This window comes from Pilosibacter rotomagensis (genome assembly GCF_045062245.2).
Taxonomy (GTDB): Bacteria; Bacillota; Clostridia; order Lachnospirales; family Lachnospiraceae; genus Pilosibacter.
Map to the genome: position 1 here is coordinate 2,602,158 of NZ_CM170323.1, position 25,371 is coordinate 2,627,528.

Below are 25,371 nucleotides of genomic sequence, written 5' to 3' on the forward strand. Positions count from 1 at the left end.
AATCGGCAAAATCCGCGACCGCTACTGTATCATACGGAATTTTCAGTTCTGAAAATTCCTACCCGTGAAAAGCAACGAATGATCCATTGCCAAAAAAGTCAAAAAACCTTTAACATCATTTATATACAAGAACATCCAAAATGTCAAGTGAATGGAAGGTTTTATCCACAAATCGCCGCTTATTTTCCGCCACGCACTTTGTGAATTCTTCCAGGACTTTCTCCGTGACTGTAAAGGTGTAAAGCTTTTCCACCGGAGACGCGAGAACGTATTCCCACGTATAGATCGTGGAGTCTTCCAGCCTTCCCAGAGGCTTTTCCATGTACTCGCCGTTGATCTCCATGAGCTTTAACTCAAAGACAGCCCTCACGAGCCGGTTCGGGATCGCGCTCTTTAAGAGTGCCCGGAGTGACTGGTAGAGAAGTTTTAAGGTCTCGACTGCCTCCAGGTTCTCTCTCCCGTAATAGTCCGCGAACTCCAGAAAATAGGATCCGTAACATGCCGCCTCCATATTTTCCGTGATCTCCCGGAAGTAATTCTGTACCTCCACAGAGACGAGGGAATAGGCGTCCCGGCCCTCATAGAGGGAGAATGTGCCGAACACAAAGGGGGCTGAGGACGCCATCAGCGTACTTCCGGGTCTTCTCGCACCTCTTGCAAAAGCCGTGATCTTTCCCCGCTCGCAGGTTAAGATCACGAGTCTTCTGTCATATTCGCCCGCCGGGGCAGATTTGATGACCATCCCGGTCAGGACTACCTGTTCTCTCATTTCTTCGTTCCTTTAATAACCTCTTGCATCTGATCCAGAGCTTTCCTGCTACGGCCGCAGACAGAAATCTGTCTGCCTGACCAGCCATGCTGCAGCAGAGTGATCAGATATCTTTCGAATTATATCCGTAGTTCTTCATATACAGCTCGGAATCTCTCCACTCCTTGCGGACCTTGACCCAGAGCTTTAAGTTGACCTTCGTGTCCATGAGGTTCTCGATCTCGATCCTCGCGGAGGTTCCGATGCGCTTTAACATCTGACCGCCTTTTCCGATCACGATCCCCTTGTGGGACTCTCTCTCACAGATGATCGTCGCATCGATATCGAACATGCCGTTGTCGCGCTCCGTCATCCGCTCGATCGTCACTGCGATCCCGTGCGGAATCTCATCCGACATCATGCGGAGTGCTTTCTCGCGGATCAGCTCCGCAGCGATCTGGCGCATCGGCTGGTCGGTCACGGTGTCCTCATCATAGTACTGCGGCCCCTCCGGCAGATACTGGAAGATCGTGTGGATCAGCGTGTCAGTGTTCGTCTTCTTCATCGCCGATACCGGGATCACCTCTTTAAAGTGGTATGCATCCTTGTAGGTCTCGATGGTCTTTAAGATATCCTCTTTCTTCACCGTATCGATCTTGTTGATGACGAGGATGACCGGTGTCTTTACGGTCTGCAGCACTTTTAAGATATGCTGCTCACCGGAACCAATGTAGGTTCCCGGCTCCACGAGCCATAAGATCACGTCGACCTCACGGAGTGTATGCTCCGCAACGTTTACCATGTACTCACCGAGCTTGTTTTTCGCTTTGTGGATCCCCGGTGTGTCGAGGAAGATGATCTGACCATGCTCGTCTGTATACACGGTCTGGATCCTGTTTCTCGTGGTCTGCGGTTTTTCCGACGTGATCGCGATCTTCTGTCCGATCAGATGGTTCATCAATGTGGATTTTCCAACATTCGGACGGCCGATCAGTGTCACAAAACCTGATTTATATCCTTTTTTCATGAATTCTCCTTAGCTTTTTCAAAAACGTTTCCGTACTTTTCCCTGTATTTTTTCTTCCTGTCCCAGGTTCTGTTCCGGTCGGTGCAGATGGTATGCAGACCTGCCGAACAGTTCCCTTTGCAGTCTTTTTTCTTACTCAAATAACGGTTTGATCTCCTTGAACAGTTCCCTGTCCGCCTTGATCTTATCCTCATTTCCGACTACACACACAGCTCCTGTCTCAAGGACTGCCTTTGTGATCGGTGCGAGGGCGCGGATATCTTCCACGGTCGCGTTTAAGATCTCCTCGCGCTCTTTTTTCAGCATCTCATCCGTCACTCCGGAATACCATGCGGAGAGTCCGCGGCTTCCCTTTAAGGACGGAGTCAGCGGAGTATCAATATCGCTGATGGTTCCGATGACATATTTTGTCATCGTGCGCTCATCCGCCTCGAAATTCTCCAGATAATCCGGGATTCCGAGATAGATATCATCACTCTTCTTCACCTCCGGATCACGGTAGGAGACAAAATATCCCTCACCGGAACGCCCGATGCCGCTCATGCAGCCGTATGCACCGCCTTTCACGCGGATGTTGATCCAGAGATAATCATAGCTTAACATCACTTTTAAGATCCGCAGCGCGCCTGTGTAGGAATATCCGCTTCCCGCGAAGGTTCCGCAGTGTGCCACATAGTTGACCTTGGAGGAGGAAGTAAAGCCCTCATTTCTGTTCTCCTTCGGTGCTGTGAACGGATAGATTTTTCCGGTTCCTGCCGGGATCTTCTCAGAAAGCTTCTTCATCGCGCCTTCCAGATAAGAGAATCCTTCCTGGTCAGCTGTGTAGCTGACTGTCATGTTCTCTCTCGTAAAGAGCGCTGCCATCACACGCTTCAGGCCGGCAATGATCTCGTCTTTCTTTGTCTCAAAGTTCTTTGCCAGGTCCTCTAAGAATTTATAGTATCCGATCCCGCCTGTCATATCGTTGAAATAGGAAGTATCGGAGAAGTAGGAGGTCGCTCTCGCAACGGCCGCCGTGTGACCGGATCCCATGAGTTTCATCTGGGACTTTGACTTTCCTTCGCTCAAGATCTCATTTAAGCGCTTTTCATCATCGAGAACCGAGCGGTTGATGATCTCTTCCAGGATCTCGAATCCAAAGTCAAGTTTCTCATAGAGGACTCTCGCGCTGCAAACGAAAACTCCTGTGAAGCTTCCCGCTTTCGCAAGATCCGGGTAGGAGGTTACGGAGAAGGAAACACCGCCGCTGTTTAAGAAGATCTCACTGCTCAGATCACTGTAGCTGTAGTTCTTCGTATCCACATATCCGAGGACGGATTTTAAGAGTCCGAGATACGGCAGGTCTTCCAGCGGAACCCGGTTCGTATTAAAGAGGACTTTCAGATATCCGATCCCGGATGTGAACATCTCGTGGCGGACCACGGTGATGCCGTCAAGCTTTGTCTCCTCAAAGATCAGCTTCGCAGGCTCTCTTCCGATCTCATCTCTCGTCAGCATCGGGATCTTCTCGAGGTCTTCCTTCGGGGACGGGGTGTCCTGGTACTCTTTTAATTCCTTTGTCTGGCGAACCAGCGCATCGATTTCCTCTTTGGAGAGGCTGTCCTTGTATTCCTTTAACTTCTTTGCAGTCTGCTCTTCGATCCGGGCGGTAAGGTTCTTCTTCGGACTTGCGATCACAACCGCCTCATATGGGTTGTCGAGAAGGTATGTCCTGATAAGTCCTTCAAAATATCCATGGTCAGCGCCTTCTTTTAAGGCTGCGAAGGTCTCCTCATACTCTAAGTGCATCATCGGATCGCCGCCGTAGAGCCAGCTGTCCAGGCACTGGAGACCGTACATGAGTCCCTTCGGCGCAGAACCGTAGTCCGCCTCGCGGTACTGGAATTCGTAGTTGTTGATCCCGGCCTTCAGGCTCTTTTTCTCGATGCCGCCGTCCACCAGTTTTCTCAGTGTGGATTTTACAACTTTCACGAACTCATCTTTCTGCTCACGCTCTGCATTCTTTGCGATCACTGAGAAATACGGCTGCAGGATCCCATACTCGTAGCCGCCCATGATATCGTCGCCGATCCCCGCGTCTAAGAGTGCTTTTTTAAGCGGTGCGCCCGGCGCATCTAAGAGCACATACTCCAGGATCTGGAACGCCACATACTCCTTCGGGGAGAGCTCGTTTCCGGCCTGCGTGTTGATCGAGAGGTAAGTCGCATGGTCAAGGCTCTCAGACTCGGAGACGGAATAGAAGATCTCCCGCTCGATCGGCTCCTTGAATTTTTTCTGGATCCGGATCTCGGAATTGATCTCTTTTCTGTCATACTTTCCGAGATATTCCTCATCGAGCCATTTTAATTTTTCCGCCATGTCCATATCTCCGTAGAGGTAGATATAGCTGTTGGACGGGTGATAATATTTATGATAGAACGCAAGGTAATCCTCGTAAGTCAGCTTTACGATGTCCTCCGGGTCTCCGCCGGACTCCACGCCATAGCAGGTATCCGGGAACATTGCCGTGTGGATGAAGCTGTCCAGAACGCTCTCCGGAGAGGAAAACACCCCTTTCATCTCGTTGTATACAACGCCGTTGTAGGTGATCTCATCTTCCGGACTCTCGAGCTCATAGTGCCAGCCTTCCTGCATGAAGATCTTCTTCTCTTTTCCGATATTCGGATGGAAGACGGCGTCCATATATACGTCCATAAGGTTCTGGAAATCCGTCTCATTGCAGCTCGCGATCGGGTACACGGTCTTGTCCGGGTAGGTCATCGCGTTTAAGAATGTATTCAAAGATCCCTTTACAAGTTCCACAAACGGGTCCTTCACCGGGAATTTATCAGATCCGCAGAGCACGGTGTGCTCGATGATGTGCGGAACACCGGTGCTGTCCGCCGGCGGTGTCCGGAAACCGATGCAGAATACTTTGTTGTCATCCTCGTTGCTCATGAGGAAAATATTTGCCCCTGTTTTTTTATGCTCTAAGATCATACCGTCGGAATTCAGTTCCGGGATATGTTTTACCTGCCGAAGACGATACGCGTCAAGGGCTTTGACTGATTCGATCTGGCTCTCCATGTCTGAAAAAATCCTTTCTTTTTTACGCTATAGTCGTAACCGAATTGCTCCGCACTTCGTGCTCCCGCAATCCTGCCCCCCACATTCGTAATCCGCTCATTTTTTCTTCGAAAAAATGGCTACTTACTCATGTGGGGAGTGGGTCTCAAACTTATAATCCCGCCTGCAAGCAAGCTTGCGTCGGGCTTCTAAGCTTGATCCCCTTGGTTACATATTCCCCACAAATTTATCTTTTAATATCGCAAAACACTCTCTCACGCAAAAATGTACAAACAGCACGGGATCCGACTTTGCGGAGATGCCGCTGACGTTGGGGAGGCCGACGTGGCGGGCGATCCCTTTGGCGCGGAGTTCGTGGAAATTGCTGGTGAGAATCCCGACCCGGATCACGATCTCCTCATCCGGGGGGAGAAGATATCCGGATTCCGCCATGGCGGCGCGGAGTGTCGCACGGCGGATCCGCTCACGCTCTGTAATCAGCATTTTGCTGTATACCATATTTTCGTAAGTGCTGCGGGATGATTCCTCAAGAAGCAGCTGGTAATCCGGGACTCCGCGGCTCTTCATGTAGCGGTACATGGCGGATGCCTCCGTCACGTCCTCGTCATCCCCCTGTCCGCCGGAAAGCACAAATACCGTGTTCGGATGATATGCCGCGTACTCCACAGCCTTTTCCAGACGCCGCTCCAGCGTGCGGCTGATCGTATTTCCGCGCACCTGCGCACCGAGAACGATCACATAATTGACGCTCTCTTTCTGAAAAGACAGCGCGCCGAATCCCATAAGGAGCTCCACAACGATGAAGATGAATGCGATCGCTGAAAAGAATGTGATCACAGTTACCTCTATCTGCACCGGCACTCTGTCACGGATCCTCGGATAAAACTTTCCCACGGCCGCCATGATAAAAAATCCCAGCGCCAGCACGATCCAGATGGCGGAAAATGAGGTTCCCGCACCGGAGTAGATCACGATCACACCATAATAAATGAGACACAATATTCCCAGGATGCCAAAAATTACTGTCACGATCATGCCTCCTTTCAAAATCCTGCACGCAGCCATTCAGCTTTGTCTTCTTTCCGGATCCGGATCTTACTCCGCCTCTTTCTTGCGGAGAATATCGTACTGCTCCACTTCCCCGTCCAGATCGATATAAAGGATCTGTTTCGGATGCGGTGCGCTCTCCTGGCTCTCGCCTTCCTCTGTGTAGATGCCGCGGACAAGCGCGGAAATATTTCTTCCATCCGGCTTCATGATCTCGATCGTCTCTCCGACAGAGAATTTATTCTTCTGCTCGATCTTCGCGAATCCTCTCGCATCCCGCTCTTCCACGGTTCCGAGGTAGATATAGTTCTTCACGTAAGTATTGCTGTCATAGATCTGGGTCTCGGAAGTCGGTTTTCCGAAGTAGAAGCCTGTGGTAAACTCACGATACGTACACTTTCCGATTTCTTCCTTGTACCACTCCATGTTCGTCTTATATTTTTCCGGGTCCTCCAGATAATCATCGATCGCTTTGCGATAGGTTCTCGCGACAGTCGCCACGTAGAGGGCCGTCTTCATGCGTCCCTCGATCTTAAAGCTGTCGATCCCCGCATCGATCATCTCCGGCACATGTTCGATCATGCAGAGATCCTTGGAGTTGAAGATATAAGTTCCGCGCTCATTCTCATAGACCGGCATGTACTCGCCCGGTCTTGTCTCCTCGACAACGGAATATTTCCAGCGGCACGGATGGGTACAGGCACCCTGGTTCGCGTCGCGCCCCGTAAAGAAGTTGCTGAGCAGACATCTTCCGGAATAGGAGATGCACATGGCGCCGTGGATAAAGCTCTCGATCTCCATGTCCTCCGGGATGTGCGCGCGGATCTCTTTGATCTCCTTTAAAGATAACTCTCTGGCGGATACGACGCGCTTTGCGCCGAGTTCATGCCAGAAAAGGTAAGTTCCATAGTTTGTATTGTTCGCCTGTGTGCTGATATGGATCTCCATATCCGGGAGAACTCTCTTAGCGATCGTAAAGACACCCGGATCCGAGATGATCAGCGCGTCCGGACGGATCGTCTTTAATTCCTCAAAATATGCCTCCACGCCCGGGAGGTCATCGTTGTGTGCGAGGATATTCGCCGTGATATATACCTTTACGCCGTGGTCATGGGCAAATTTGATCCCTTCCATGATCTCTTCGTTCGTAAAGTTTTTTGCTTTGGCGCGGAGTCCGAATGCCTCACCGCCGAGATATACGGCATCGGCGCCGTAGATCACGGCCGTCTTTAAGACATCAAGGCTTCCTGCCGGAATCAGAAGTTCCGTTTTTCTCATAACTAATCCTTTCCTGACCTGTTTTTTACACTGAGCGCGACCCCATCGCCCACCGGCAGGATCGAAGTCTCAAATTCATCCATATGTTTCAATGTGTACAAATACTCTCTCATTCTCTCATGGATCGTGCGGTCCCGACGCTCCACCGCGTAGCGGGATTCCATGATCGTCCCGTCCTGCAGGACATTGTCAGACATTAAGAGTCCGCCGTCTCTCAGCAGGCGCAGGATATCCGGCAGCCAGTTGATATACTGCCCCTTTGCCGCGTCCATGAAGATAAAATCAAAGGAGCCGGAAAGCCCCGCGAGGATCTCCCCGGCGTCGCCCTCCAGCAGCGTGATCTTTTCTTCCATCCCTGCGAGGCGGAAATTTTCCTTCGCCTCCGGGATCCTTTTTTCATATTTTTCGATTGTCGTGATCCGGCAGTTTTCCGGCATTACAGACGCCATCAAAAGCGCTGAATACCCCACCGCCGTTCCGACTTCCAGGATCCTGGCAGGGGAAACAAGCGTCACCATTGTCTTCAAAAGTGCCGCCGTCTCCCTGCGGATGATCGGAACTCTGTTTTTTACCGCAGTCTCCGCGATCTGTTCAATGAGCTCCCCATCCCCCTGATCCAGGGAATTTATATAAGCCGTAAGTCTGTTTTCCGTGATCATGATTTCGTATCTTCCTTCGCAGCATCTTCCGGACTTTCCTTTAAAATATCGATCAGCTCTTTGGAGTCCTTCGATGTATTTAACTCATAGGTTCCGGCCTTCACCTCGTATCCATAGCATTTTGCCTGGATCGTAAAGGTACGCGGATCACGGATCAGGCCGGCTTTCTTTAAGATCTTTCCGACCTCTTCCACCGACTCGTTTCCGGTGAGCTTCACGCTCTTCTCTGTTCCCGGCTCCGCCTCCATCGCCGGCGCATAGAAGATCCCGTGGCCAAAGGAGTAGGCACTTCTCGCCCCGGTGACGATCAGGATGGCAGCAAGTCCATACAGGATGATCCGTCCGGATGTGCTGATGACAAACAGGCTGATCTTGTTGATTTCTCGTGTTATCTTGCTCATATCATTCCCCTTGCAGGTAGCTCCGCCGTGTATCTTCTTGTTTTCATGTGCATGAAAACAAGAAGCCGGGGGCGTTCCCCCTATACTGAGCTGTGCCAAAAATTGCTTATGCAAGCAAGCTTGCAACACAATTTTCAGCCCAGCTCAGTGCACGGCTAACTGGGTTCATTTAAACTTCCATGATGATTGGAAGGATCATCGGGTTTCTCTTGATGCGCTTCCATAAGAAGTCGCTTAAGCTGTCGCGGATAATGTTCTTGATCTTGCCCCAGTCGGATACGTGGCGCTCTAAGCAGTCTGCAACAGCCTGATCCACGATCGCCTGTGCCTCCTCCATCAGATCCTCAGACTCACGCACGTAGACAAATCCGCGGGACACGATATCCGGTCCGGAGAGCAGGAGATTGGAGTGTTTCTCAAGTGTCAGGACAACGATAATGATACCGTTCTGGGCAAGGTTCTGGCGGTCACGGAGAACAATATTTCCGACATCGCCGACACCGAGTCCGTCAACGAGAACGCCGCCGGCCTGTACATGATCGATCACATCTGCGCCGCTCTCACCGATCTCGAGCACATCTCCTGTGTGGAGCATCACAACGTTCTCCTTCGGGATGCCGAGAGAAATCGCAAGCTCCTTCTGTGCCATTCTGTGGCGGTACTCACCGTGGATCGGGATCGCATATTTCGGACGTACCAGAGAATAAACGAGTTTGATCTCCTCCTGGCATGCATGCCCGGATACATGGGTATCCTGGGAAATTACGGTCGCGCCCTTCATGGAGAGTTCGTTGATGACTCTCGATACGGCTTTCTCATTTCCCGGGATCGGGGTAGAACTTAAAACGACAACATCGCGCGGGGTAATGGATACTTTTCTGTGCATGGAGGACGCCATTCTGGAGAGAGCCGCCATGGACTCACCCTGGCTTCCTGTCGTGATGAGGACGGTATCCTCCTCCTTATAGTTCTTTAACTGCTCGATATCGATCAGGGTTCCGTCCGGGATGTTGATATATCCGAGTTCCTGTGCGGTTCCGATGACATTGACCATGCTGCGGCCTTCCACAACGACTTTTCTTCCGTACTTGCAGGCGGAGTTGATGACCTGCTGCACGCGGTCCACGTTGGAAGCGAATGTCGCAACGATGATCCTGTTCTGCTGGTGCTCAGCGAAGATCGCATCGAACGTCTTTCCGACCGTCTTCTCGGACATCGTAAAGCCAGGACGGATCGCGTTCGTGGAATCACATAAAAGTGCGAGCACGCCTTTCTTTCCGAGCTCCGCAAGTCTCTGGAGATCGGTCACGTCACCGAATACCGGCGTGTAGTCGATCTTGAAGTCACCGGTATTTAAGATGATTCCCGCCGGTGTAAATACAGCAAGAGCAGCCGCGTCCTCGATCGAGTGGTTCATCTTGATAAATTCCACGCGGAAGCAGCCGAGATTGATGGACTGTCCGTGTTTTACAACCTTGCGCTTTACGCTGCGCAGCATGTTGTTCTCTTCGAGTTTATGGTCGATCAGTCCCATAGTCAGCTTGGTCGCATAGACCGGCGCGTTCACCATTTTTAACACGTACGGAAGCGCACCGATATGGTCCTCATGGCCGTGGGTGATGACAAATCCTTTTACCTTCTCATAGTTATCTTTTAAGTAGGTTACATCCGGAATGACAAGGTCGATTCCAAGCATATCGTCGCTCGGAAATGCGAGTCCGCAGTCCATCACGATAATGCTGTCGCCGTACTCGATGGCTGTCATGTTCATTCCGATCTGTTCCAGTCCCCCGAGAGGGATAATTTTGACTTTACAGTTTTCTGTATCATTTTTCACGTTCTTCACGATTCATAACCTCTTTCTTTTTTTCTTCATTTTTCCTGCACTCACTGCAAAGTCCGTAGAGCTTTACCTCGTGGTTCATCACGAGAAAGCCCAGTTTCTCCATCACTTCCGCCTCCAGGCTGTCTAAAAGGTCCGATTCCAGGGAATACACCTTTCCGCAGCCTGTGCAGATGGCATGGTGATGGCGGTGTCCCGATGCGCTTTCTTCACCGTTCAGCTCATACCGGGTAAAACCGTCATCAAATGTGACTTTGTCGATTACATGCAGATCTAAAAGGACCTGGACAGTCCTGTATATCGTAGCCAGTCCGATCTCCGGGCTGTTTACTTTCGCCAGATCATAGATTTCTTCCGCGGTCAGATGTTCCGCCGGGTGCGACGCAATAATATCCAGCACGATCATACGCTGATTTGTCACTTTTAATCCTGCCTTGCGAAGCAGTCCTTTTACTGTCTCATCGTTCATTTTCTCGTCTCCCAACATCTATCCCGCAAAAATTTACTCAGTCTTATCTCCGTCAGATAAGACCGGGTCAAACGCCCGTTGTGGGCGCGCATTGTCTTATTTTACTGTTTTTCCAGATCCACGTCGTCAAGAAGCTCTGCGAAGATCTTCATGAGTCCTTCCAGCTCGTCCTCATCTTCCACGAACTCATAGAGGGCATCCGCCTCCTCGGCGCCGGACATATCCTTTAAAATATAGCAGTCGCCTTCCTCATCGTCATCTTCCGCATCTGTGACGAGAAGATAGTTCGCTCCGTTTAATTTTGTCTCTTCCACAACGTAAAATTCGAGTGTCTGGTCATCGTCGACCAGTGTGATCTTTCTCTCTTCCATACATATTCTCCTGTTTGCTGCAGCCCACAGCCGGGCCACCTGCCGAGTGTTTCCTGTTTTCGTAGTTACACGTTTCGTTCTCAGTCTTCCTGACGATCTTCTTTCGTCTTTAAGCAGTCCAGATATCCCTGTAAGATCAGGCCCGCGGCAACTTTATCGATCACCGCTTTTCTGTTCTCGCGGCGCACTCCACTCTCCATCAGGATCTGTTCCGCAGCAACGGTCGTGAGACGCTCATCCCAGTAATGCACCGGAAGTCCGGTACGGCGCTCTAACATTTCTCCGAAGGCTTTCGTTTTCTCAACGCGCTCGCCCTCTGTATTGTTCATATTTTTCGGGAGTCCCAGAACGATCTCCGTGATCTCATACTCCCTGATCAGCTCCTCGATCCGGGCACACGTCTTGCGCAGTTTGTTCTCATCCTTGCGCTCGATCGTCTCCACGCCCTGGGCTGTCAGAAGAAGTCCGTCACTGACCGCGACCCCCACAGTCTTTGAACCGAAATCCAGTCCGAGTATTCTCATAAACTCTGTCCTCTGTTATTTTTCCTCATACCAAAACCAGCCGGATATGTTCCTTCCCGGCTGTTTGTTCTGGCGTCGTATCTGTTCAGTACCTGACATCTCATCCTTTGCGGAAAGACTAGCGGAGTCTCGTCTCGATATAGTTCTCCATCAGCTCTTCCAGGATCTCGTCACGTTCTACTTTCATGATAAGGCTTCGCGCGCTCTTATAGCTCGTAATATAGGTCGGATCGCCGGACATGATATAGCCGACGATCTGGTTGATCGGGTTATACCCTTTTTCGGTCAGTGCTTCGTAGACTTCACGAAGGACCTCGCCGACCTCAAGCTTCTTATCTTCCTGTACCGCTTTAAGATATTGTGTATTACTGATATCGCCCATAAATATCCTCACGTCCTCTTGTGCTGATATAAATCAGATTTATATCAACCCTTTTGTTGCTATTCTTTATTCTACTCTAATTTTATCGTTTCTGCAATACAAACTTGCCCGGCTGACCATCGGCGGCGCTGCGTTACGGTACACGAGCATTCCATGCCCGCGCACTGTAACGTGATTTTGCCGATGCTTCGCATTCCGAATCGGCAAAATCTGCGGCCACAACGGTATCATACGGAATTTTCAGTTCAGAAAATTCCTATCCGTGAAAAGTAACTCCGCCGCTCTATGAGAGCAGCATGATCTCCTCCGTCAGGAATTCCTTCAAGGTTCCCCTGACAAATGTATTTTTCAGCATCTTCGGATCGCGCCCGTCAAGTCGGACCGCTGCCTTCACATATTCCTTCGTATATCCGGTCATGCAGACCTCGCTGTCGATCGTCACCGGCTCTTCGAGGAGGATCTCCTGCTCCGTCCCGAGGAATGATTCCCGGTATTCCCCGGACATTTTTTTCTCGAGTTTTAAGAGAACGGCACTCCGCTCCTTCTTCACCGGCTCCGGCACCTGGTCAGGCATCCGGTCCGCGCGGGTTCCGGCACGTCTGGAGTACGGGAACACATGCATCTCATAGAAGTGGACCTTCTCAAGGAATTCCCTTGTCGTCTCAAAATCCGCATCCGTCTCACCCGGGAATCCCACGATGACGTCCGTCGTGATCGCCGGATTCTCAAAATATTTTCTGAGGATCGCGCAGCGCTCCGCGTACTCCTCACAGGTGTAATGGCGGTTCATGCGCTTTAAGGTGTCATCGCATCCGCTCTGTAAAGAGAGGTGGAAATGTGGGCAGATCTTCGGAAGCTTTGAAAGCTCCTCCGCGAACGTTTCCGTGATCACACGCGGTTCCAGGGAGCCGAAGCGGATCCGCTCGATCCCATCGATCGCATGCAGCCGTTTGATCAGTGTCAGGAAGTCGATCCCCTCATCCTTGAAGTCGATGCCGTAGGAAGTCAGATGGATGCCTGTGAGGACAATCTCCTTGTAACCTTCCTCCGCCAGGATCTTTACTTCCTCCTCCACGTCCTCCGGCCGGCGGCTTCTGACGCGGCCTCTCGTGTACGGGATGATGCAATAGCTGCAGAACTGGTTGCATCCGTCCTGGACTTTGATGAACGCACGGGTGTGTTCCGCCTGCTTTTTAATGTGAAGCTTCTCGTACTCATTGGATCCCGCGAGGTCCGTGATGGACTCTTTGATCTCTTTTCCAGCAAACCAGGCGTCTAAAAGCGGAACGAGATCCGCCTTGCGGTTATTTCCGATGATCAGATCGACAGCGGCGTCCTCTCTCAGTTTGTCCGCTGCCGCCTGCACATAACAGCCTGCCGCGACAACGACCGCGTCCGGATTTTTCGCCTTCGCGCGGTGCAGCATCTGGCGTGATTTCTTGTCTGCCACATTCGTCACGGAGCAGGTGTTGATGACATAGACGTCCGCTTTCTCCTCAAATCCCACGATCTCATATCCAGCGGCCTCCAGAAGCTGTTCCATCGCCTCCGTTTCATACGCATTTACCTTGCAGCCAAGATTGTGAAGCGCTGCTTTTCTCATATTCTATCTCCTCATATTATATAATCAGTTTCTGTCACTATACCCGGATTTTGCCGATGCTTCGCATTCCGAATCGGCAAAATCTGCTGCCACAACTGTATTGTACGGAATTTTCAGTTCAGAAAATTTCTACCGTGTACAGTAACATACAGTAACACGTGACATACTCCCACCACTTAGCTCACGCTTGAAGTGGGGGCTTCTCGTTCGATTACCCCGTTGGGCAAAGCATTCACGAGCGATCCCCGTGTGTCCCACGGTTCTTTTTGGCTGATATCTTTTTATGATGCTTTTTCGCTTTTTTCTAATATGATCCCGGATATTCTCAGGCCTTCCCGGCAGATATTAATCGCCGCATTTTCATCACGGTCCATCTGGTTTCCGCAGCTGCAAAGATATACCCGCTCTTCCAGTTTCAGATCATGTTTTATTTTTCCACAACAACTGCATGTTCTGGAACTGGGATACCAGCGGTCGATGCGGACAAGTTTCTTTCCTTCCCGTTCCAGTTTATACTGCAAAAAATCTGTGAACATTCTCCAACCGTTGTCATGAACACTTTTTCCAAAATGATGTTCCCCGCTCATCGTCTTCAGATCCAGATCTTCAATACATACGATATCATAGAAATTGGTTATCTTTCTTGATTCTTTATGTAGATAATCTTTTCTCTGGTGAGCGATATGCGTATGGATCCGCGCCACTTTTTTCTGTTGTTTTTTGTAACGATTGCTCCCCTTCCGGCAATGACTCAGTTTTCTCTGCGCTTTCGCCAGTTTTTCCTCGCTGTTTCTGAAATAGTGCGGATAACCTGCATGTTTTCCATTGGAATCTACATATAGTTCTTTCATGGAAAAATCGAGTCCGACGGCCTGCCTTATGTTCCTTGTTTCCACCGGCTTTTCTTCACAAAAATACAGAAGAGAAACATAATACCGCCCATCAGCTTCCATACAGACGGTTGCGCCTTTCAGGCAGGCATCTTCCCGGATCTTACGATGCTGCCGGATCCGGATCCAGCCAGTTTTGGGGAGCTTCAGTTTCCCCTCTTTTAACAGGATATTTCCATTGACACTGTTTGTGGTATAGCTTTTAACAGGATTCTTTTTTGACTTGAATCTCGGAAAACCAAACGATGGATCCCGGAAAAAGTTTTTATATGCAATCTGTAGGTGCAGCTGGGCATTGCACAGAGCAAGGCTGTCCACTTCTTTTAGCCATGGAAATTCTGCCTTATATTTTGCCGGAGTGACCTTTAGATTTTTTCCGGTCTTTTCATAGCATTCCTTCTTTTCTGACAGCATCCGGTTATATACGAACCTGACACATCCAAATGTTTTTGCAAACAGTTCCTGTTGTATTTTATTGGGATAGATCCGAAACCGGTATACTACGTTCATGTTTTTTCTCCCCCTGTGTCTCGATGTACTGGCGGATCACTTCGATCGGAGCTCCGCCGGCACTCAGGAGGCAGAAGCTCTGACTCCAGAACATTTCCTTCCAAAGCTTCTGCCGGATCTCCGGATACTCTTTTTTGATCAGACGGCTGCTGGCACTTTTATAGGCATTGATAAATTTACTGAGTTCCGACTTCGGATGGGCACGGAACATGATATGAACATGGTCCTCATCGTGATTCCACTCTTCCAGGGTGATATGATATTTGGGCGCAATGTATTCAAAGATTTCTCGTGCGCGATCCGAGATCGGATCATTCAGGACCTTTTTCCGGTACTTTACGACCAGGATCAGATGATAATAGAGTAAAAATACTGAATGTGCATTATTGTCAAGTTCTCTCATATTTATCGGACTTTCTTTCTATTTCGACTGATTTAATTATATCACAACTGAGATCATTTGTCTATTACATTTCAGAACATTTGTTCTGCTTAATCTGCAATCTATTTTCCCTTCAGGCTTATTCATTGTATGCAGAATTGATGATATAGCACGACTACAAAAATCAATATATGAGAAGTTTACAATACACAGCACAGCTATGTGCAATAATCTGATATCTACATACCAACTATCGCACTATGCAAGAGATGGCAATTCATCTCACCACCTATAGAGGTGGGAGAATTCTTGCTGATTCTTGTTAAACATTATTCAAGATACCTCTTGACTTTTCATGCATGTCCATTTAGTATGAAAGTAGGTTTTTCTATTTTATCAGAATAACAAATATTCGAGTATTGGGAGGAACACTGACATGAAAACCGTTAAAATTTCTTTAAACTCCATCGATAAAGTGAAGTCTTTTGTAAACGACCTTACAAAGTTTGATACCGATTTCGACCTTGTTTCCGGCAGATACGTCATCGACGCAAAATCCATCATGGGAATCTTCAGCCTGGATCTTTCCAAGCCGATCGATCTGAATATCCACGATGGCGGAAACACAGAAGAGATCCTTACCGTACTTGCTCCGTATATCATTGAAGCATAAGAAAAAAAGGGTGTAACTGTAAAGGTACTGAACAGTTACAAGGTTTTAAAAACTGCCGGAATCTTACTTCCGGCAGTTTTTTTGCACCTTTTTTTAGATGCAGCGGATCACTTCTCTCGTCTCAAGTGCCGTCTTCATCAGTTCATCGATCTTCTCATCCAGCTTCTTTTCGGAATTTTTGATTTTCTTTAAGCTCGGCTTTGTGACCGGATGCTTTGCGACGAAGATCGTGCAGCAGTCCTCATACGGAAGAACGGATGTCTCGTAAGTTCTGATCTTTAAGGAAATATCCACGATATCCTGCTTGTCGAACGCGATGAGTGGTCTCATGACCGGAAGCTCGCAGACTTCATTTGTAACGGCGAGGGACTGCATCGTCTGGGATGCAACCTGACCGATGCTCTCGCCGGTGACGAGTGCCAGACAGTCATTCTCCTTCGCGATCGTCTCCGCGATCTTCATCATATAGCGGCGCATGATAATTGTAAGCTCGTCATGCGGGCACTGGTCGTAGATGTAGAGCTGGATATCGGTAAAGTTGATGATATTTAAGCGAATCGGACCTGTGTACTTTGCGACAAGTTTTGCGAGATCAACGACCTTCTGCTTCGCGCGCTCACTTGTATACGGCGGAGCATGGAAATAAGTCGCATCGATCGTAACGCCGCGCTTCGCGATCATCCAGCCGGCAACCGGGCTGTCGATACCGCCGGATAAGAGCAGCATCGCACGTCCTGCGGTTCCGATCGGCATTCCGCCCGGTCCCGGGATCGTCTCGGAGAAGATGTTGATCTTGTGGCGGACTTCCACACGGAGTAATACGTCCGGTGTGTGGACATTTACTTTTGTCTCCGGGAATGCGTTTAAGATCACCTCGCCGAGGTCGCGGTTGATCTGGTCGGAAACGACCGGATACTGCTTATTCGCACGTCTCGCGACAACTTTGAACGTAAAGTGTTTATCTTCATATGCGTCATCGATATACTTGACCACCTGGGCCTTTAAGTCCTCATAGCCATTGTCCTCGATCTGAACCATCGGGCAGATCCCGACGATACCGAATACATGCTGGAGAGCGTCGATCACTTCATCGTAATCGAAATCTTCAGATGCCTCCGCATAGATTCTTCCGGCTTCCTTTGTAACCTCGAACTTTCCTTCCAGGTTCTTTAAACGGTGATGGATCTGTTTTACAAGGGCGTCCTCAAAGAGGTAACGGTTCTTTCCCTTTACGCCGATCTCCGCGTATTTAATTAAAAATGATCTGTATTTCACGGAATTTCCTCCATTGGTTTTCTATATTTACGCTCTGCGGTATCTCCGCAGCATCGGAACAAGCTCTTTTAACACGTCCAGGCAGTAGTCCACCTCTTCCTCCGTATTGAATGCGCCGAAGGAGAAGCGGAGTGTGGAATCGAGCAGGGAATCCTTCACGCCGATCCCCTTTAAGGTTCCGGACACACCCGGATGGTTGGATGAACATGCGGAACCGGAAGAAACGTAGATCCCTTTATCTTCCAATGCGTGTAAAAGCACTTCCGCTCTCACGCCCTCAAATCCTGCCGCCACGATCTGCGGTGCACTGTCACGTCCGGTAAGTCCGTGGACCGTAACGCCGTCCATCGCCTGCAGGCCTTTCACCATGCGATCCTTGATCGCGTAGAGCTTATCGATCTTCGCGTCATGGTCTGTATAGACCATCTTTGCCGCAAGGCCAAGTCCTGCACAGCCCGGAACGTTCTCGGTTCCGGAGCGCATACCTTTCTGCTGACCGCCTCCGTAGATGATCGGTTTGATCTTCACGCGCTCATCGATATAGAGGAAGCCGGTTCCCTTCGGTCCGTGGATCTTGTGGCCGCTGGCAGATAACAGATCGATCCCCTGTTTTTTCGGGCGAATCACATATTTTCCGTAAGCCTGGATCGCGTCAACATGGAAGTAGACGGACGGCTTTTTCTCCTTGATGATCTTCGCGATCTCCTCGATCGGCTCCACAGCGCCGATCTCGTTGTTCACATACATGACGGACACCAGGATCGTATCGTCGCAGATCGCCTCGCGGAGTGCATCCAGGGAGACATGTCCGTTGTGGTCGACCGGAAGGTAGGTCACGCGGAAACCAAGCTCTTCAAGAAATGCTGTCGTATTGTAGATGGACGCATGTTCCACGCAGGAGGTAATGATGTGGTTTCCGGCGCGCTTGTTTGCAAGCGCCGTACCGATCAGCGCCATGTTGTTGGACTCCGTTCCGCCGGAGGTAAAGAGGATCTCCTTGTCCTTTACCTTTAACGTTTTCGCGATCTCCTCGCGGGCAGTCTTAATGTAGTTTTCCGCCTCCACACCTTTCATATGTCTGGAGGACGTATTTCCATAATCCACGGTCATTGTCTCAGCGACGATATCGCGCACCTCATCGAACGCGCGGGTAGTCGCGGAGTTGTCAAAATAAACTTCTCTCTTATCCATGAGTTTTATTACTCCCAGTTTGTCAGCAATAACTCCATGCACACAGTGTTCCTGCTGTCATTTTTCCGTTATCCTGACCGTTCTCCTTATTCTCGTATTCCACGTTTCTTCATGATTCCAGCAATAATCCGACCGCCGCCATCACGAACATTCCGGCCGTCTCGGTTCTCAGGATCCGCTTTCCGAGTGTCACCGGTCTCACGCCGGAGTTCATCGCAATCTCCACTTCCCCGTCCGAAAATCCGCCTTCCGGTCCGATAAAGATGGACAGTTTCTGTCCCGGCTTTAAGCTTCCGATCAGCTCTCTCGTGAGCGCCATTCCGCCCGCACCCGGGAGACTTTCCGAATCCTCATAAGGAATGATCGCCAGGTCATCCGTTTTCGCCGCCTCGATCGCCGCCTTGAATTTCATCACATTTCCGATCTCCGGCACGATCATGCGCTTCGACTGTTTCGCCGCGCTCTCGGAGATCCCGTACCAGCGTTTTCTCTTCGCTTCTTCCTTCTTTGCGTCGAGCTTCACCACCGCGCGGTCGGTATCCACCGGAACGATCTTTGTGACGCCGAGTTCTACACATTTCTGGATGATAAATTCCATTTTATCTGCTTTCGGAAGTCCCTGGTACAGAGTCACCTGTACCGGAAGCTCCGTATCGTCCACCTCTTCCGGCAGGATCTTCGCGAGAACCTTGTCCGGAAAAAGCTCCGTGATCTCGCAGAGGCAGTTCGTTCCCTTTCCGTCGCTGAGCAGGATCTTCTCACCCGGCTTCATCCGCAGCACGTTTTTAATATGATTCACATCCGGGCCGGTGATCACGGCCTCCGTCCCTGTAAAAAATTCTGTTTCCGTAAAAAAATGGTACACTATTTCTTCCTCGCTGTAAAGGATACCCACTCGCCCTGTCTTGTCACTTCAAGGATCTCGAACGCTTCGTTTGCCTCGAGAGCTTCGCGGACCGCCTGTTCCTTCATATCAATGATACCGGAGCTGATGAAGATCCCGCCTTTCTTTAAGTGGAACGGAACTTGTTTCTGGATCAGGATGATAATGTCGGCGAGAATGTTTGCCACAACGATATCGTAGCACTCGTATCCAGCTGCGTCCTGGGTTGCCTTGTCGTCGATGATGTTTCCCTGGATCACGCCGAACTTCTCCTCCGGGATCTCGTTCGCAGCCAGGTTTTCATGGACAGCCGTGATCGCATTCTCATCAAGATCAGTTCCGAATACATAATCAGCGCCCAGTTTTAAAGCCGCGATCCCGAGAATTCCGCTTCCCGTTCCGAGGTCAAGGACCTTTACGCCCGGCTTTACATATTTTTCAAGCTGGCGGATACAGAGCTGCGTTGTCTCATGTTTTCCGGTTCCGAAGGCGGTTCCCGGGTCGATCTGGATCAGGAGCTTGTCCTTATGTTCTTCCGGGATCTCCTCCCAGGTCGGCTTGATCAGGATATGGTCCACGGTAAACGGTTTGAAATACTGTTTCCAGTTGTTGATCCAGTCCTTATCATCCGTCTCGGACTCTGTGATCTTTGCGGTTCCGATATTTACGAACTGGCTGATCTCCTCAAGTCCCTCGCGGACTGCTTTTAACTTTTCTTCCGTATCTTCATCCTCATCGAGGTAGAAGCTTACGCGGGCAGTACCGTCGTCCGGCGGGAGTTCCGGGAGAATATCGATAAACATTCCCTTTGTCTCACTCTCTGTGAGCGGCACGTTGTCCTCGATCTCCATTCCTTCGATCCCGATATCATCGAACATACTTCCGAGATAGTCCACTGCGTCCGTGGTCGTCTCAAGAGTGAATTTCTTCCATTTCATATGCTGTTTCTCCTTTTTTATGATCGCCGGTCAGGACCAATCGTTTTATTCCGTTCTGTCATATCCGGCTTTCCGCACATATGCCTGTATCCTATATGGATGCAGACGAAATCACATGATATCATAACATAGTTTCACAGGCTTTGCAAGGTGGGACTTTACTGCGTCATATACAAAGCGGGACAGAGCTTTCTGCCCTGTCCCGCGAAGTGAATGCTATGAAATTTTGTAAATGTTCAGGCCTGCTGAATCGGTACGAAATTTTATGCCGTCTTTTTGTTCGGACGGACGAATAAGATGCATCCCACGATGATGCAGATCGCAAACATCGCTCCGCCGACGCCCATCGTCATTCCGACGCCTGTCATCGTCCACATCGGAACGAGACCTGCGAATGCTTCCTTCCAGCACATAACTGCGCTGTACACACCGTGGTTATCCGGTGCACTGGAGTTGGAATCCGGGTCAACCGCACGGACAAGCGCAAGACCTGTCGCTGTGTTTCCGGTACCTACGCCGAATGCCATGATCGCTTTCTCGAACCACTCATCTTTACAGAAGAGTTTGCAGAAGCCGAGGGCGATCGCAAGTGTCAGTGCACAGCAGATTGCTGTGTAGACAACGATCGGTACGATATATGTACTGATTAGGTCGATATCGAGAGTTGCCATCGCCGTGAGGACAACGACCTCAAGTAAAAATCCGCTGACATGTTTGATCGTCTTTACATCGATGTAAAGTCTGATTGTTTCAAAGTTGAATCTGGTGTGTCAATGCCCTAAAAGGGGCGACCTTCATTTCTACACTTGCCTCTGGGAACCCGCATAAATAAAGGCTTTGCGGACCCGTTTTTGCAAGTATTTTCCAGAATATTCTGAAAAAGACTTTTTTGAAGGTGATTTTTGGCATGTTCACAGTTTGTTCATATTTGTCGCAGAAGCAAAGGTAATTTCTCGCTTTCAGCTGCCCCCATTATAACAGACTTCTTCAGGCTCCACAAGCAGATTATTTTCCATTATTGTGACCATTATTTGTGATCCCACCATCTCCCAGCGGTGAGCTTCCGGACAGGAGTGCATGATCCGGGGAGCTGGCTTCCTCTTAGCTCACAGGTGACTGCGTTGGAGAACAGCGGACACTTGTTTGAGCAAAGCGAGTTGTGTCCCAGTACACAGGCTTTCTTGCCTGCGCACTGGGACAGGATTTTGCCGATGCTTCGCATTCCAAATCGGCAAAATCCGTAGCCTCAACTGTATCATACGGAATTTTCAGTTCAGAAAATTCCTATATGCCCATAGCAGCTGTCTCCACGTTCTCCGCCCTTAGCAGCCGCCCGGGAGTTTCTTCCCTAAAACCCAAAATACATCTCCCGCAGCCCCCGATTCGCCAGAACCGCCAAATACCTCTTCATCCGCATCCGTCCTACATTGTGCGTCACATTATAACTGTTAAGATCCCAGCTCCCGGACAATTTCTCTATGATCCTTCCATCCTCACGGTTTTCCTGATCCAGCTCTTCCAAAAGCTTCAATGCAGCCCGGTACTCCCTGCGGCTGTCGTTCTGGAGAAAATCATAAAACATCTCCTGAAACGGAAATACCCGTTTGTAAAACTCATTGATCTGCTCGAGAAGCCCGAAAAAATACTCCAAAAAGTCCACATTCTCCGTTTCCTGCACTTCCAGCAGCTTCCGATACCGTTCCCCGAGCTTCCTCAGCCACTGGTCCGTCTCCTCCGGGATCTCCACCTCATCGGATCCATCCCACCAGTACAGGCGGTCCGCATCGCTGATATAATAATTCGGCTTTCCCTTGAGTTCCTTTGGAGTATCAAAAAAAGCAAAAAATCCATCCTGACGCAGAAAATCGCTCGTTCTCAAAGGCACTGCCGGCTCCCTGCGTTTTTTCTCCCGAAACTTCAGGATCTCCGGTGCCGCATAAACCTTCCTCGTTTCATCATGATAGACATGTTCCCGCAGTTTCGCCCACTCTTTCCAGAATTCTCGCCCCGTGAGTTCCGCTGTCAGAAACACGATCACTCTTGCCGGAAGAAACTCCGTATATCCCACGATCTCCTTCCATGCAGGATCCGTCACCGCCTCTCTCTCTTTCCGCTCCATCTTTACAAGCGCCCACAGATCATCGATCCCGCTCTCTCCTTTTTTCTCAAAATACTTCCTGAGCGCCATCTTGCAGTGATAAACTTCCGCCGGATACGTTCCATCCGGCTCTTTTCCGCATAAACATTCAGTTCCATTGGCGATATAGATAAGATCGGCCAGGTCTGTTCCACCCGCCGCAAACCGAAGTCCCTCGGGAATCAGCTCCATGATCTTCCGGACATCAGGCGCATCGTAATCGCCATCCGCAGACTCCAGTCCCAATTTTTCGCCCAGCTCCCACAACCGATCCAGGCGCTTTTCTCTCGTAAACTCCGTTTTCAGGATCTGGTTCAGCCATCCGACTGCCTCTCCACCATCAAGAATATCGCCATCGACCATCGCCGCCCCCGCTTCATCCGAATAGAGTTCATACAGCATATAAGCCGCCGCCATCACATCGAGAAATTCATTACTGCCGACCTTTCCTGACCACAGACGATTTCCCTTTTCATCATACTCCACCGTCTCCCAGGCATCGTCCTGAAAGTAATTGTAATGGAAACGCACTTCCTTTCCATACGTCTTTTTCACCGGGCAGAGCAGAGAAATCTCATGTCCATACAGCTTCACGTCATCAAACGACATCATGCCGCCGTAATAAAACACCTTCATCATCTGCTCTGTAAACAGTTCCCTCTTATCGTCCGGAACCGCCATTCTTCCTTTATAACCCATAAATGTTCCCATTTTTTCACCCTTTCGCAGCTGTTCACGTTTCCATAATTACAGGCCGAATTTCTGCCATTGTTGACGTGCGTTCTGCTTACCAGTGATTTCATCGTCCGTACATGAAACCCGCAGATCCAGTGAACAGCCGTCGCCTTTCTCAGAATCTGAACGTATCCTGCCTTAATGTTTCATTCATCATGAGCAACCAGAATGCAGCCATGATCGTGCGGCAATAGTAGTCACGCTCTCTGACAAGGATCTGCTCCGTTACCAGTTCCGGAGGCAGCTCCGGGAAATATTCCTGATACGCATTCATATATTTCCGAAACGCCAGCAATGCTTTCTGCCAACGCACATCATTCCTGTTCTTCTGAACGATCTCCACTGCCTCTTCACTCACATAACGACAGTTCCATACATGTTCCATCTCCCACAGGATCTGTCCAGCAGCACGCTCCGCATCAAACTCTTCCGGCACCTGAATTTCCAGGACCTCTTCTTTCCACTCTGCGATCTGTCCCAGAAGCTTTTTGGAGAGATGTCCGGCTCCAAATTCCAGAAATTCATCTTCATTATCGCGCCGGTATATCTGATAAAGCTCTCTTCTTTTTCTATGTTCCGCTGAATTGCTGAGATCATCATGGTACATTTTCGTCTTTGTCCGGTAGCCCTTCGTCTGAAGACTAAACCATAGTTCCCAGAAAGGAATGTCAGCCGCTTCCGCATATGCAGAAACAAGGTAGGTACATGGAGCACGGAGTGATATTTCGGCAATGATCCCGAATGTTCCGTCTTGTTCTGCCATTTTCCGGCGTTCCGGAAGTTCCGAAGAGATCAGCTCCCTGTAAAAATCCCGAAGCACTTCATCGGATCCGTCCGCCAGGTATTCCTTGATTTCTTTTACGAGGTAATCTTCCAGATCAACTAAAGTCGCATCCTTAATCTCACTTTTTGTTCCACAAAACGGATTCTTCTGTCTCTCCTCACTGGGCATAAATTTTACATGTAACAGTTCTATGATATCGTCCATCGTAAACGGGATCGTATCATCCCATATCCTGTTCCATAATTTATATTCATCCACATCCCGGTACTCGTCCCTCTGCTTCAGGAATGCCAGAACATCCAGGATCCTTCCCCTGTGAGGAAAGTCCAGCTTTACCCCGGTCATGTCCTCGATCATCGCAGCGTAACTTCCAACCGGACATAATGCATCATCACTCATCAGGAAACACGGTGTCTCCGAATACGCTTCCTGCATGATCAAAATGCTGTTCATGGCAACGCCGAATTCATCCCATCCACGGTCCGGACAGATCAGTTGACATGTTTTCGTGTTATAACTGTCACCTTCCCGGACCCTCTTCTCGAACATGGAATAATTAAACCTTACGATTCCATCTTCATCTGCCTCCGGCTTTTTTAACACCGTGATCTCCCTGTCCCCAACCATTCGCTTTTCCGTCTGCCTGATCCCGAACACATCCAGAACCTTTTCTACATTCCTGTTGAACTCTTCCCGTTTCTCCTCCGGAATAGAAATGGTCCCGACAATCTTATATTTATCGTCTGCGTACATACTCGTTCCTTTCTGCTTGTCAGCGCTTCCCCTGTCTCCTGCTTTCACAGCCAGAGTCCATCAGAGCTTTCAATTTGATCCTGCTTTTATTCTAACAGAGACAACAAAAAACTTCTTCAACCGTTGATTTAAAATGTATGAAAATTTTATGTTGCTGTTATCCTCTTTTGAACTCTCTGTCTTTATGTTTTTATTTTACGATAGCCAGTTCACGATTTTTGTACACTTGCAATCTTACGAATGGAAAAAGACCAGAGAACTTTCTTGTTCAAAAAGAAAGTTCTCTGGTCTGTTCAACTTCGGTAACTATGCCCTGAGTGGGGCGAGCTTCATTTCTACCGGAATCCACATCACGCTGGTTGTTACAATTGTAACACTGTGTCAATGGCCTGAATGGGGCGACCTCCATTTCTACCTGGAATCATTTCCAGTGATGAAAGCACTGCTGATGAGTGTCAATGCCCTGAAAGGGGCGACCTCCATTTCTACAGTATATGGTAACAGTACGGATCAGTGGAGAAAAAGAGTGTCAATGCCCTGAAAGGGGCGACCTCCATTTCTACACTTGCCTCTGGGAACCCGCATAAATAAAGGCTTTGCGGACCCGTTTTTGCAAGTATTTTCCAGAATATTCTGAAAAAGGTGTTTTTGAAGGTGATTTTTGGCATGTTCACACTTTGTTCATATTTGTCGCAGAAACAAAGGTAATTTCTCGCTTTCAGCTGCCCCCATTATAACAGACTTCTTCAGGTTCCACAAGCAGATTATTTCCCATTATTGTGACCATTATTTGCGATCCCAC

At 49.4% G+C, this 25,371-nt stretch carries 24 protein-coding genes; 2 read left to right on the top strand and 22 right to left on the bottom strand.

Features of this window, described 5'->3' with window-relative positions; all coding sequences use genetic code 11:
• Window positions 1-115: 115 nt before the first annotated feature.
• From recO to tnpA, 15 genes are all read right to left on the bottom strand, one after another.
• Window positions 116-769, bottom strand: coding sequence for a DNA repair protein RecO (recO, locus tag ACI3EW_RS11690; protein ID WP_118603289.1), 654 nt, complete (start codon window positions 767-769; stop codon window positions 116-118).
• A gap of 103 nt (window positions 770-872) precedes the next feature.
• Complete coding sequence (gene era / locus ACI3EW_RS11695; protein WP_015555002.1) at window positions 873-1,775, bottom strand: GTPase Era; 903 nt, start codon at window positions 1,773-1,775, stop codon at window positions 873-875.
• Window positions 1,776-1,907: 132 nt separating this feature from the next.
• Window positions 1,908-4,841 (bottom strand): insulinase family protein, encoded by a 2,934-nt coding sequence (locus tag ACI3EW_RS11700; RefSeq protein WP_405578349.1) that lies wholly within the window; start codon window positions 4,839-4,841, stop codon window positions 1,908-1,910.
• Window positions 4,842-5,048: 207 nt separating this feature from the next.
• Entirely contained in the window at window positions 5,049-5,870 is an 822-nt protein-coding gene (locus ACI3EW_RS11705; RefSeq protein WP_405578352.1) for a YdcF family protein, read from the bottom strand.
• 66 nt (window positions 5,871-5,936) lie between these two features.
• Window positions 5,937-7,166, bottom strand: a complete 1,230-nt coding sequence (locus ACI3EW_RS11710) for a peptidase U32 family protein (protein ID WP_405578355.1) — start codon at window positions 7,164-7,166, stop codon at window positions 5,937-5,939.
• 2 nt (window positions 7,167-7,168) lie between these two features.
• Window positions 7,169-7,825: an O-methyltransferase gene (locus ACI3EW_RS11715; RefSeq protein ID WP_118532889.1), complete on the bottom strand. Its 657-nt coding sequence runs from the start codon at window positions 7,823-7,825 to the stop codon at window positions 7,169-7,171.
• Window positions 7,822-8,226: an endolytic transglycosylase MltG gene (locus ACI3EW_RS11720; RefSeq protein ID WP_118297088.1), complete on the bottom strand. Its 405-nt coding sequence runs from the start codon at window positions 8,224-8,226 to the stop codon at window positions 7,822-7,824. Before ACI3EW_RS11720 ends, ACI3EW_RS11715 begins: the two co-directional genes overlap by 4 nt.
• Window positions 8,227-8,395: 169 nt before the next feature.
• Window positions 8,396-10,063, bottom strand: coding sequence for a ribonuclease J (locus ACI3EW_RS11725; protein ID WP_118297144.1), 1,668 nt, complete (start codon window positions 10,061-10,063; stop codon window positions 8,396-8,398).
• Window positions 10,053-10,538 (bottom strand): Fur family transcriptional regulator, encoded by a 486-nt coding sequence (locus tag ACI3EW_RS11730; protein ID WP_118297089.1) that lies wholly within the window; start codon window positions 10,536-10,538, stop codon window positions 10,053-10,055. Before ACI3EW_RS11730 ends, ACI3EW_RS11725 begins: the two co-directional genes overlap by 11 nt.
• Window positions 10,539-10,639: 101 nt before the next feature.
• Window positions 10,640-10,909, bottom strand: a complete 270-nt coding sequence (locus ACI3EW_RS11735) for a DUF1292 domain-containing protein (protein WP_118297090.1) — start codon at window positions 10,907-10,909, stop codon at window positions 10,640-10,642.
• 80 nt (window positions 10,910-10,989) lie between these two features.
• Entirely contained in the window at window positions 10,990-11,433 is a 444-nt protein-coding gene (ruvX, locus tag ACI3EW_RS11740; RefSeq protein WP_118297091.1) for a Holliday junction resolvase RuvX, read from the bottom strand.
• A gap of 118 nt (window positions 11,434-11,551) precedes the next feature.
• The gene (locus tag ACI3EW_RS11745) at window positions 11,552-11,815 is read right to left on the bottom strand and encodes an IreB family regulatory phosphoprotein (RefSeq protein WP_405578362.1); all 264 of its coding nucleotides are present in this window, start codon (window positions 11,813-11,815) and stop codon (window positions 11,552-11,554) included.
• 283 nt (window positions 11,816-12,098) lie between these two features.
• On the bottom strand, window positions 12,099-13,418 hold the full coding sequence (mtaB, locus tag ACI3EW_RS11750) for a tRNA (N(6)-L-threonylcarbamoyladenosine(37)-C(2))-methylthiotransferase MtaB (RefSeq protein ID WP_118321137.1): 1,320 nt from the start codon (window positions 13,416-13,418) through the stop codon (window positions 12,099-12,101).
• A 281-nt stretch (window positions 13,419-13,699) separates the two neighbouring features.
• Window positions 13,700-14,818 (bottom strand): RNA-guided endonuclease TnpB family protein, encoded by a 1,119-nt coding sequence (locus ACI3EW_RS11755; protein ID WP_329751690.1) that lies wholly within the window; start codon window positions 14,816-14,818, stop codon window positions 13,700-13,702.
• Window positions 14,781-15,221, bottom strand: a complete 441-nt coding sequence (gene tnpA / locus ACI3EW_RS11760) for an IS200/IS605 family transposase (RefSeq protein WP_117483318.1) — start codon at window positions 15,219-15,221, stop codon at window positions 14,781-14,783. Before tnpA ends, ACI3EW_RS11755 begins: the two co-directional genes overlap by 38 nt.
• Window positions 15,222-15,636: 415 nt before the next feature.
• Here tnpA and ACI3EW_RS11765 point away from each other — a divergent pair, with 415 nt between their 5' ends.
• A complete protein-coding gene (locus tag ACI3EW_RS11765) occupies window positions 15,637-15,873 on the top strand; it encodes an HPr family phosphocarrier protein (RefSeq protein WP_015555013.1) in 237 nt (78 codons plus the stop codon).
• A gap of 93 nt (window positions 15,874-15,966) precedes the next feature.
• Here the strand turns inward: ACI3EW_RS11765 and thiI are convergent, their stop codons facing one another.
• The 7 genes from thiI to ACI3EW_RS11800 all read right to left on the bottom strand — a co-directional run bounded on the left by thiI (window position 15,967) and on the right by ACI3EW_RS11800 (window position 24,617).
• Window positions 15,967-17,148, bottom strand: coding sequence for a tRNA uracil 4-sulfurtransferase ThiI (gene thiI / locus ACI3EW_RS11770; RefSeq protein ID WP_405578368.1), 1,182 nt, complete (start codon window positions 17,146-17,148; stop codon window positions 15,967-15,969).
• Between the two features lie 27 nt (window positions 17,149-17,175).
• Complete coding sequence (locus ACI3EW_RS11775) at window positions 17,176-18,339, bottom strand: cysteine desulfurase family protein (RefSeq protein ID WP_118297095.1); 1,164 nt, start codon at window positions 18,337-18,339, stop codon at window positions 17,176-17,178.
• 109 nt (window positions 18,340-18,448) lie between these two features.
• Complete coding sequence (locus ACI3EW_RS11780; protein ID WP_118530814.1) at window positions 18,449-19,204, bottom strand: 16S rRNA (uracil(1498)-N(3))-methyltransferase; 756 nt, start codon at window positions 19,202-19,204, stop codon at window positions 18,449-18,451.
• Window positions 19,204-20,160, bottom strand: coding sequence for a 50S ribosomal protein L11 methyltransferase (prmA, locus tag ACI3EW_RS11785; protein ID WP_118297097.1), 957 nt, complete (start codon window positions 20,158-20,160; stop codon window positions 19,204-19,206). The genes ACI3EW_RS11780 and prmA overlap by 1 nt, the downstream gene beginning before the upstream one ends.
• Window positions 20,161-20,423: 263 nt before the next feature.
• Window positions 20,424-20,831 (bottom strand): hypothetical protein, encoded by a 408-nt coding sequence (locus tag ACI3EW_RS11790; protein ID WP_215703607.1) that lies wholly within the window; start codon window positions 20,829-20,831, stop codon window positions 20,424-20,426.
• A gap of 677 nt (window positions 20,832-21,508) precedes the next feature.
• A complete protein-coding gene (locus ACI3EW_RS11795) occupies window positions 21,509-23,008 on the bottom strand; it encodes a hypothetical protein (protein ID WP_405578375.1) in 1,500 nt (499 codons plus the stop codon).
• 139 nt (window positions 23,009-23,147) lie between these two features.
• On the bottom strand, window positions 23,148-24,617 hold the full coding sequence (locus tag ACI3EW_RS11800; protein ID WP_405578378.1) for a hypothetical protein: 1,470 nt from the start codon (window positions 24,615-24,617) through the stop codon (window positions 23,148-23,150).
• A 100-nt stretch (window positions 24,618-24,717) separates the two neighbouring features.
• Here ACI3EW_RS11800 and ACI3EW_RS11805 point away from each other — a divergent pair, with 100 nt between their 5' ends.
• On the top strand, window positions 24,718-25,110 hold the full coding sequence (locus ACI3EW_RS11805; protein ID WP_405578381.1) for a hypothetical protein: 393 nt from the start codon (window positions 24,718-24,720) through the stop codon (window positions 25,108-25,110).
• Window positions 25,111-25,371 lie beyond the last annotated feature (261 nt).

Coding starts and splice junctions, on each gene's coding strand:
- recO (WP_118603289.1), bottom strand. CDS start 769: ATGAGAGAACAGGTAGTCCTGACCGGGATGGTCATCAAATCTGCCCCG.
- era (WP_015555002.1), bottom strand. CDS start 1,775: ATGAAAAAAGGATATAAATCAGGTTTTGTGACACTGATCGGCCGTCCG.
- ACI3EW_RS11700 (WP_405578349.1), bottom strand. CDS start 4,841: ATGGAGAGCCAGATCGAATCAGTCAAAGCCCTTGACGCGTATCGTCTT.
- ACI3EW_RS11710 (WP_405578355.1), bottom strand. CDS start 7,166: ATGAGAAAAACGGAACTTCTGATTCCGGCAGGAAGCCTTGATGTCTTA.
- ACI3EW_RS11715 (WP_118532889.1), bottom strand. CDS start 7,825: ATGATCACGGAAAACAGACTTACGGCTTATATAAATTCCCTGGATCAG.
- ACI3EW_RS11720 (WP_118297088.1), bottom strand. CDS start 8,226: ATGAGCAAGATAACACGAGAAATCAACAAGATCAGCCTGTTTGTCATC.
- ACI3EW_RS11730 (WP_118297089.1), bottom strand. CDS start 10,538: ATGAACGATGAGACAGTAAAAGGACTGCTTCGCAAGGCAGGATTAAAA.
- ACI3EW_RS11735 (WP_118297090.1), bottom strand. CDS start 10,909: ATGGAAGAGAGAAAGATCACACTGGTCGACGATGACCAGACACTCGAA.
- ruvX (WP_118297091.1), bottom strand. CDS start 11,433: ATGAGAATACTCGGACTGGATTTCGGTTCAAAGACTGTGGGGGTCGCG.
- ACI3EW_RS11745 (WP_405578362.1), bottom strand. CDS start 11,815: ATGGGCGATATCAGTAATACACAATATCTTAAAGCGGTACAGGAAGAT.
- mtaB (WP_118321137.1), bottom strand. CDS start 13,418: ATGAGAAAAGCAGCGCTTCACAATCTTGGCTGCAAGGTAAATGCGTAT.
- ACI3EW_RS11755 (WP_329751690.1), bottom strand. CDS start 14,818: ATGAACGTAGTATACCGGTTTCGGATCTATCCCAATAAAATACAACAG.
- tnpA (WP_117483318.1), bottom strand. CDS start 15,221: ATGAGAGAACTTGACAATAATGCACATTCAGTATTTTTACTCTATTAT.
- ACI3EW_RS11765 (WP_015555013.1), top strand. CDS start 15,637: ATGAAAACCGTTAAAATTTCTTTAAACTCCATCGATAAAGTGAAGTCT.
- ACI3EW_RS11775 (WP_118297095.1), bottom strand. CDS start 18,339: ATGGATAAGAGAGAAGTTTATTTTGACAACTCCGCGACTACCCGCGCG.
- prmA (WP_118297097.1), bottom strand. CDS start 20,160: ATGAAATGGAAGAAATTCACTCTTGAGACGACCACGGACGCAGTGGAC.
- ACI3EW_RS11790 (WP_215703607.1), bottom strand. CDS start 20,831: ATGGCAACTCTCGATATCGACCTAATCAGTACATATATCGTACCGATC.
- ACI3EW_RS11795 (WP_405578375.1), bottom strand. CDS start 23,008: ATGGGAACATTTATGGGTTATAAAGGAAGAATGGCGGTTCCGGACGAT.
- ACI3EW_RS11805 (WP_405578381.1), top strand. CDS start 24,718: ATGTTGCTGTTATCCTCTTTTGAACTCTCTGTCTTTATGTTTTTATTT.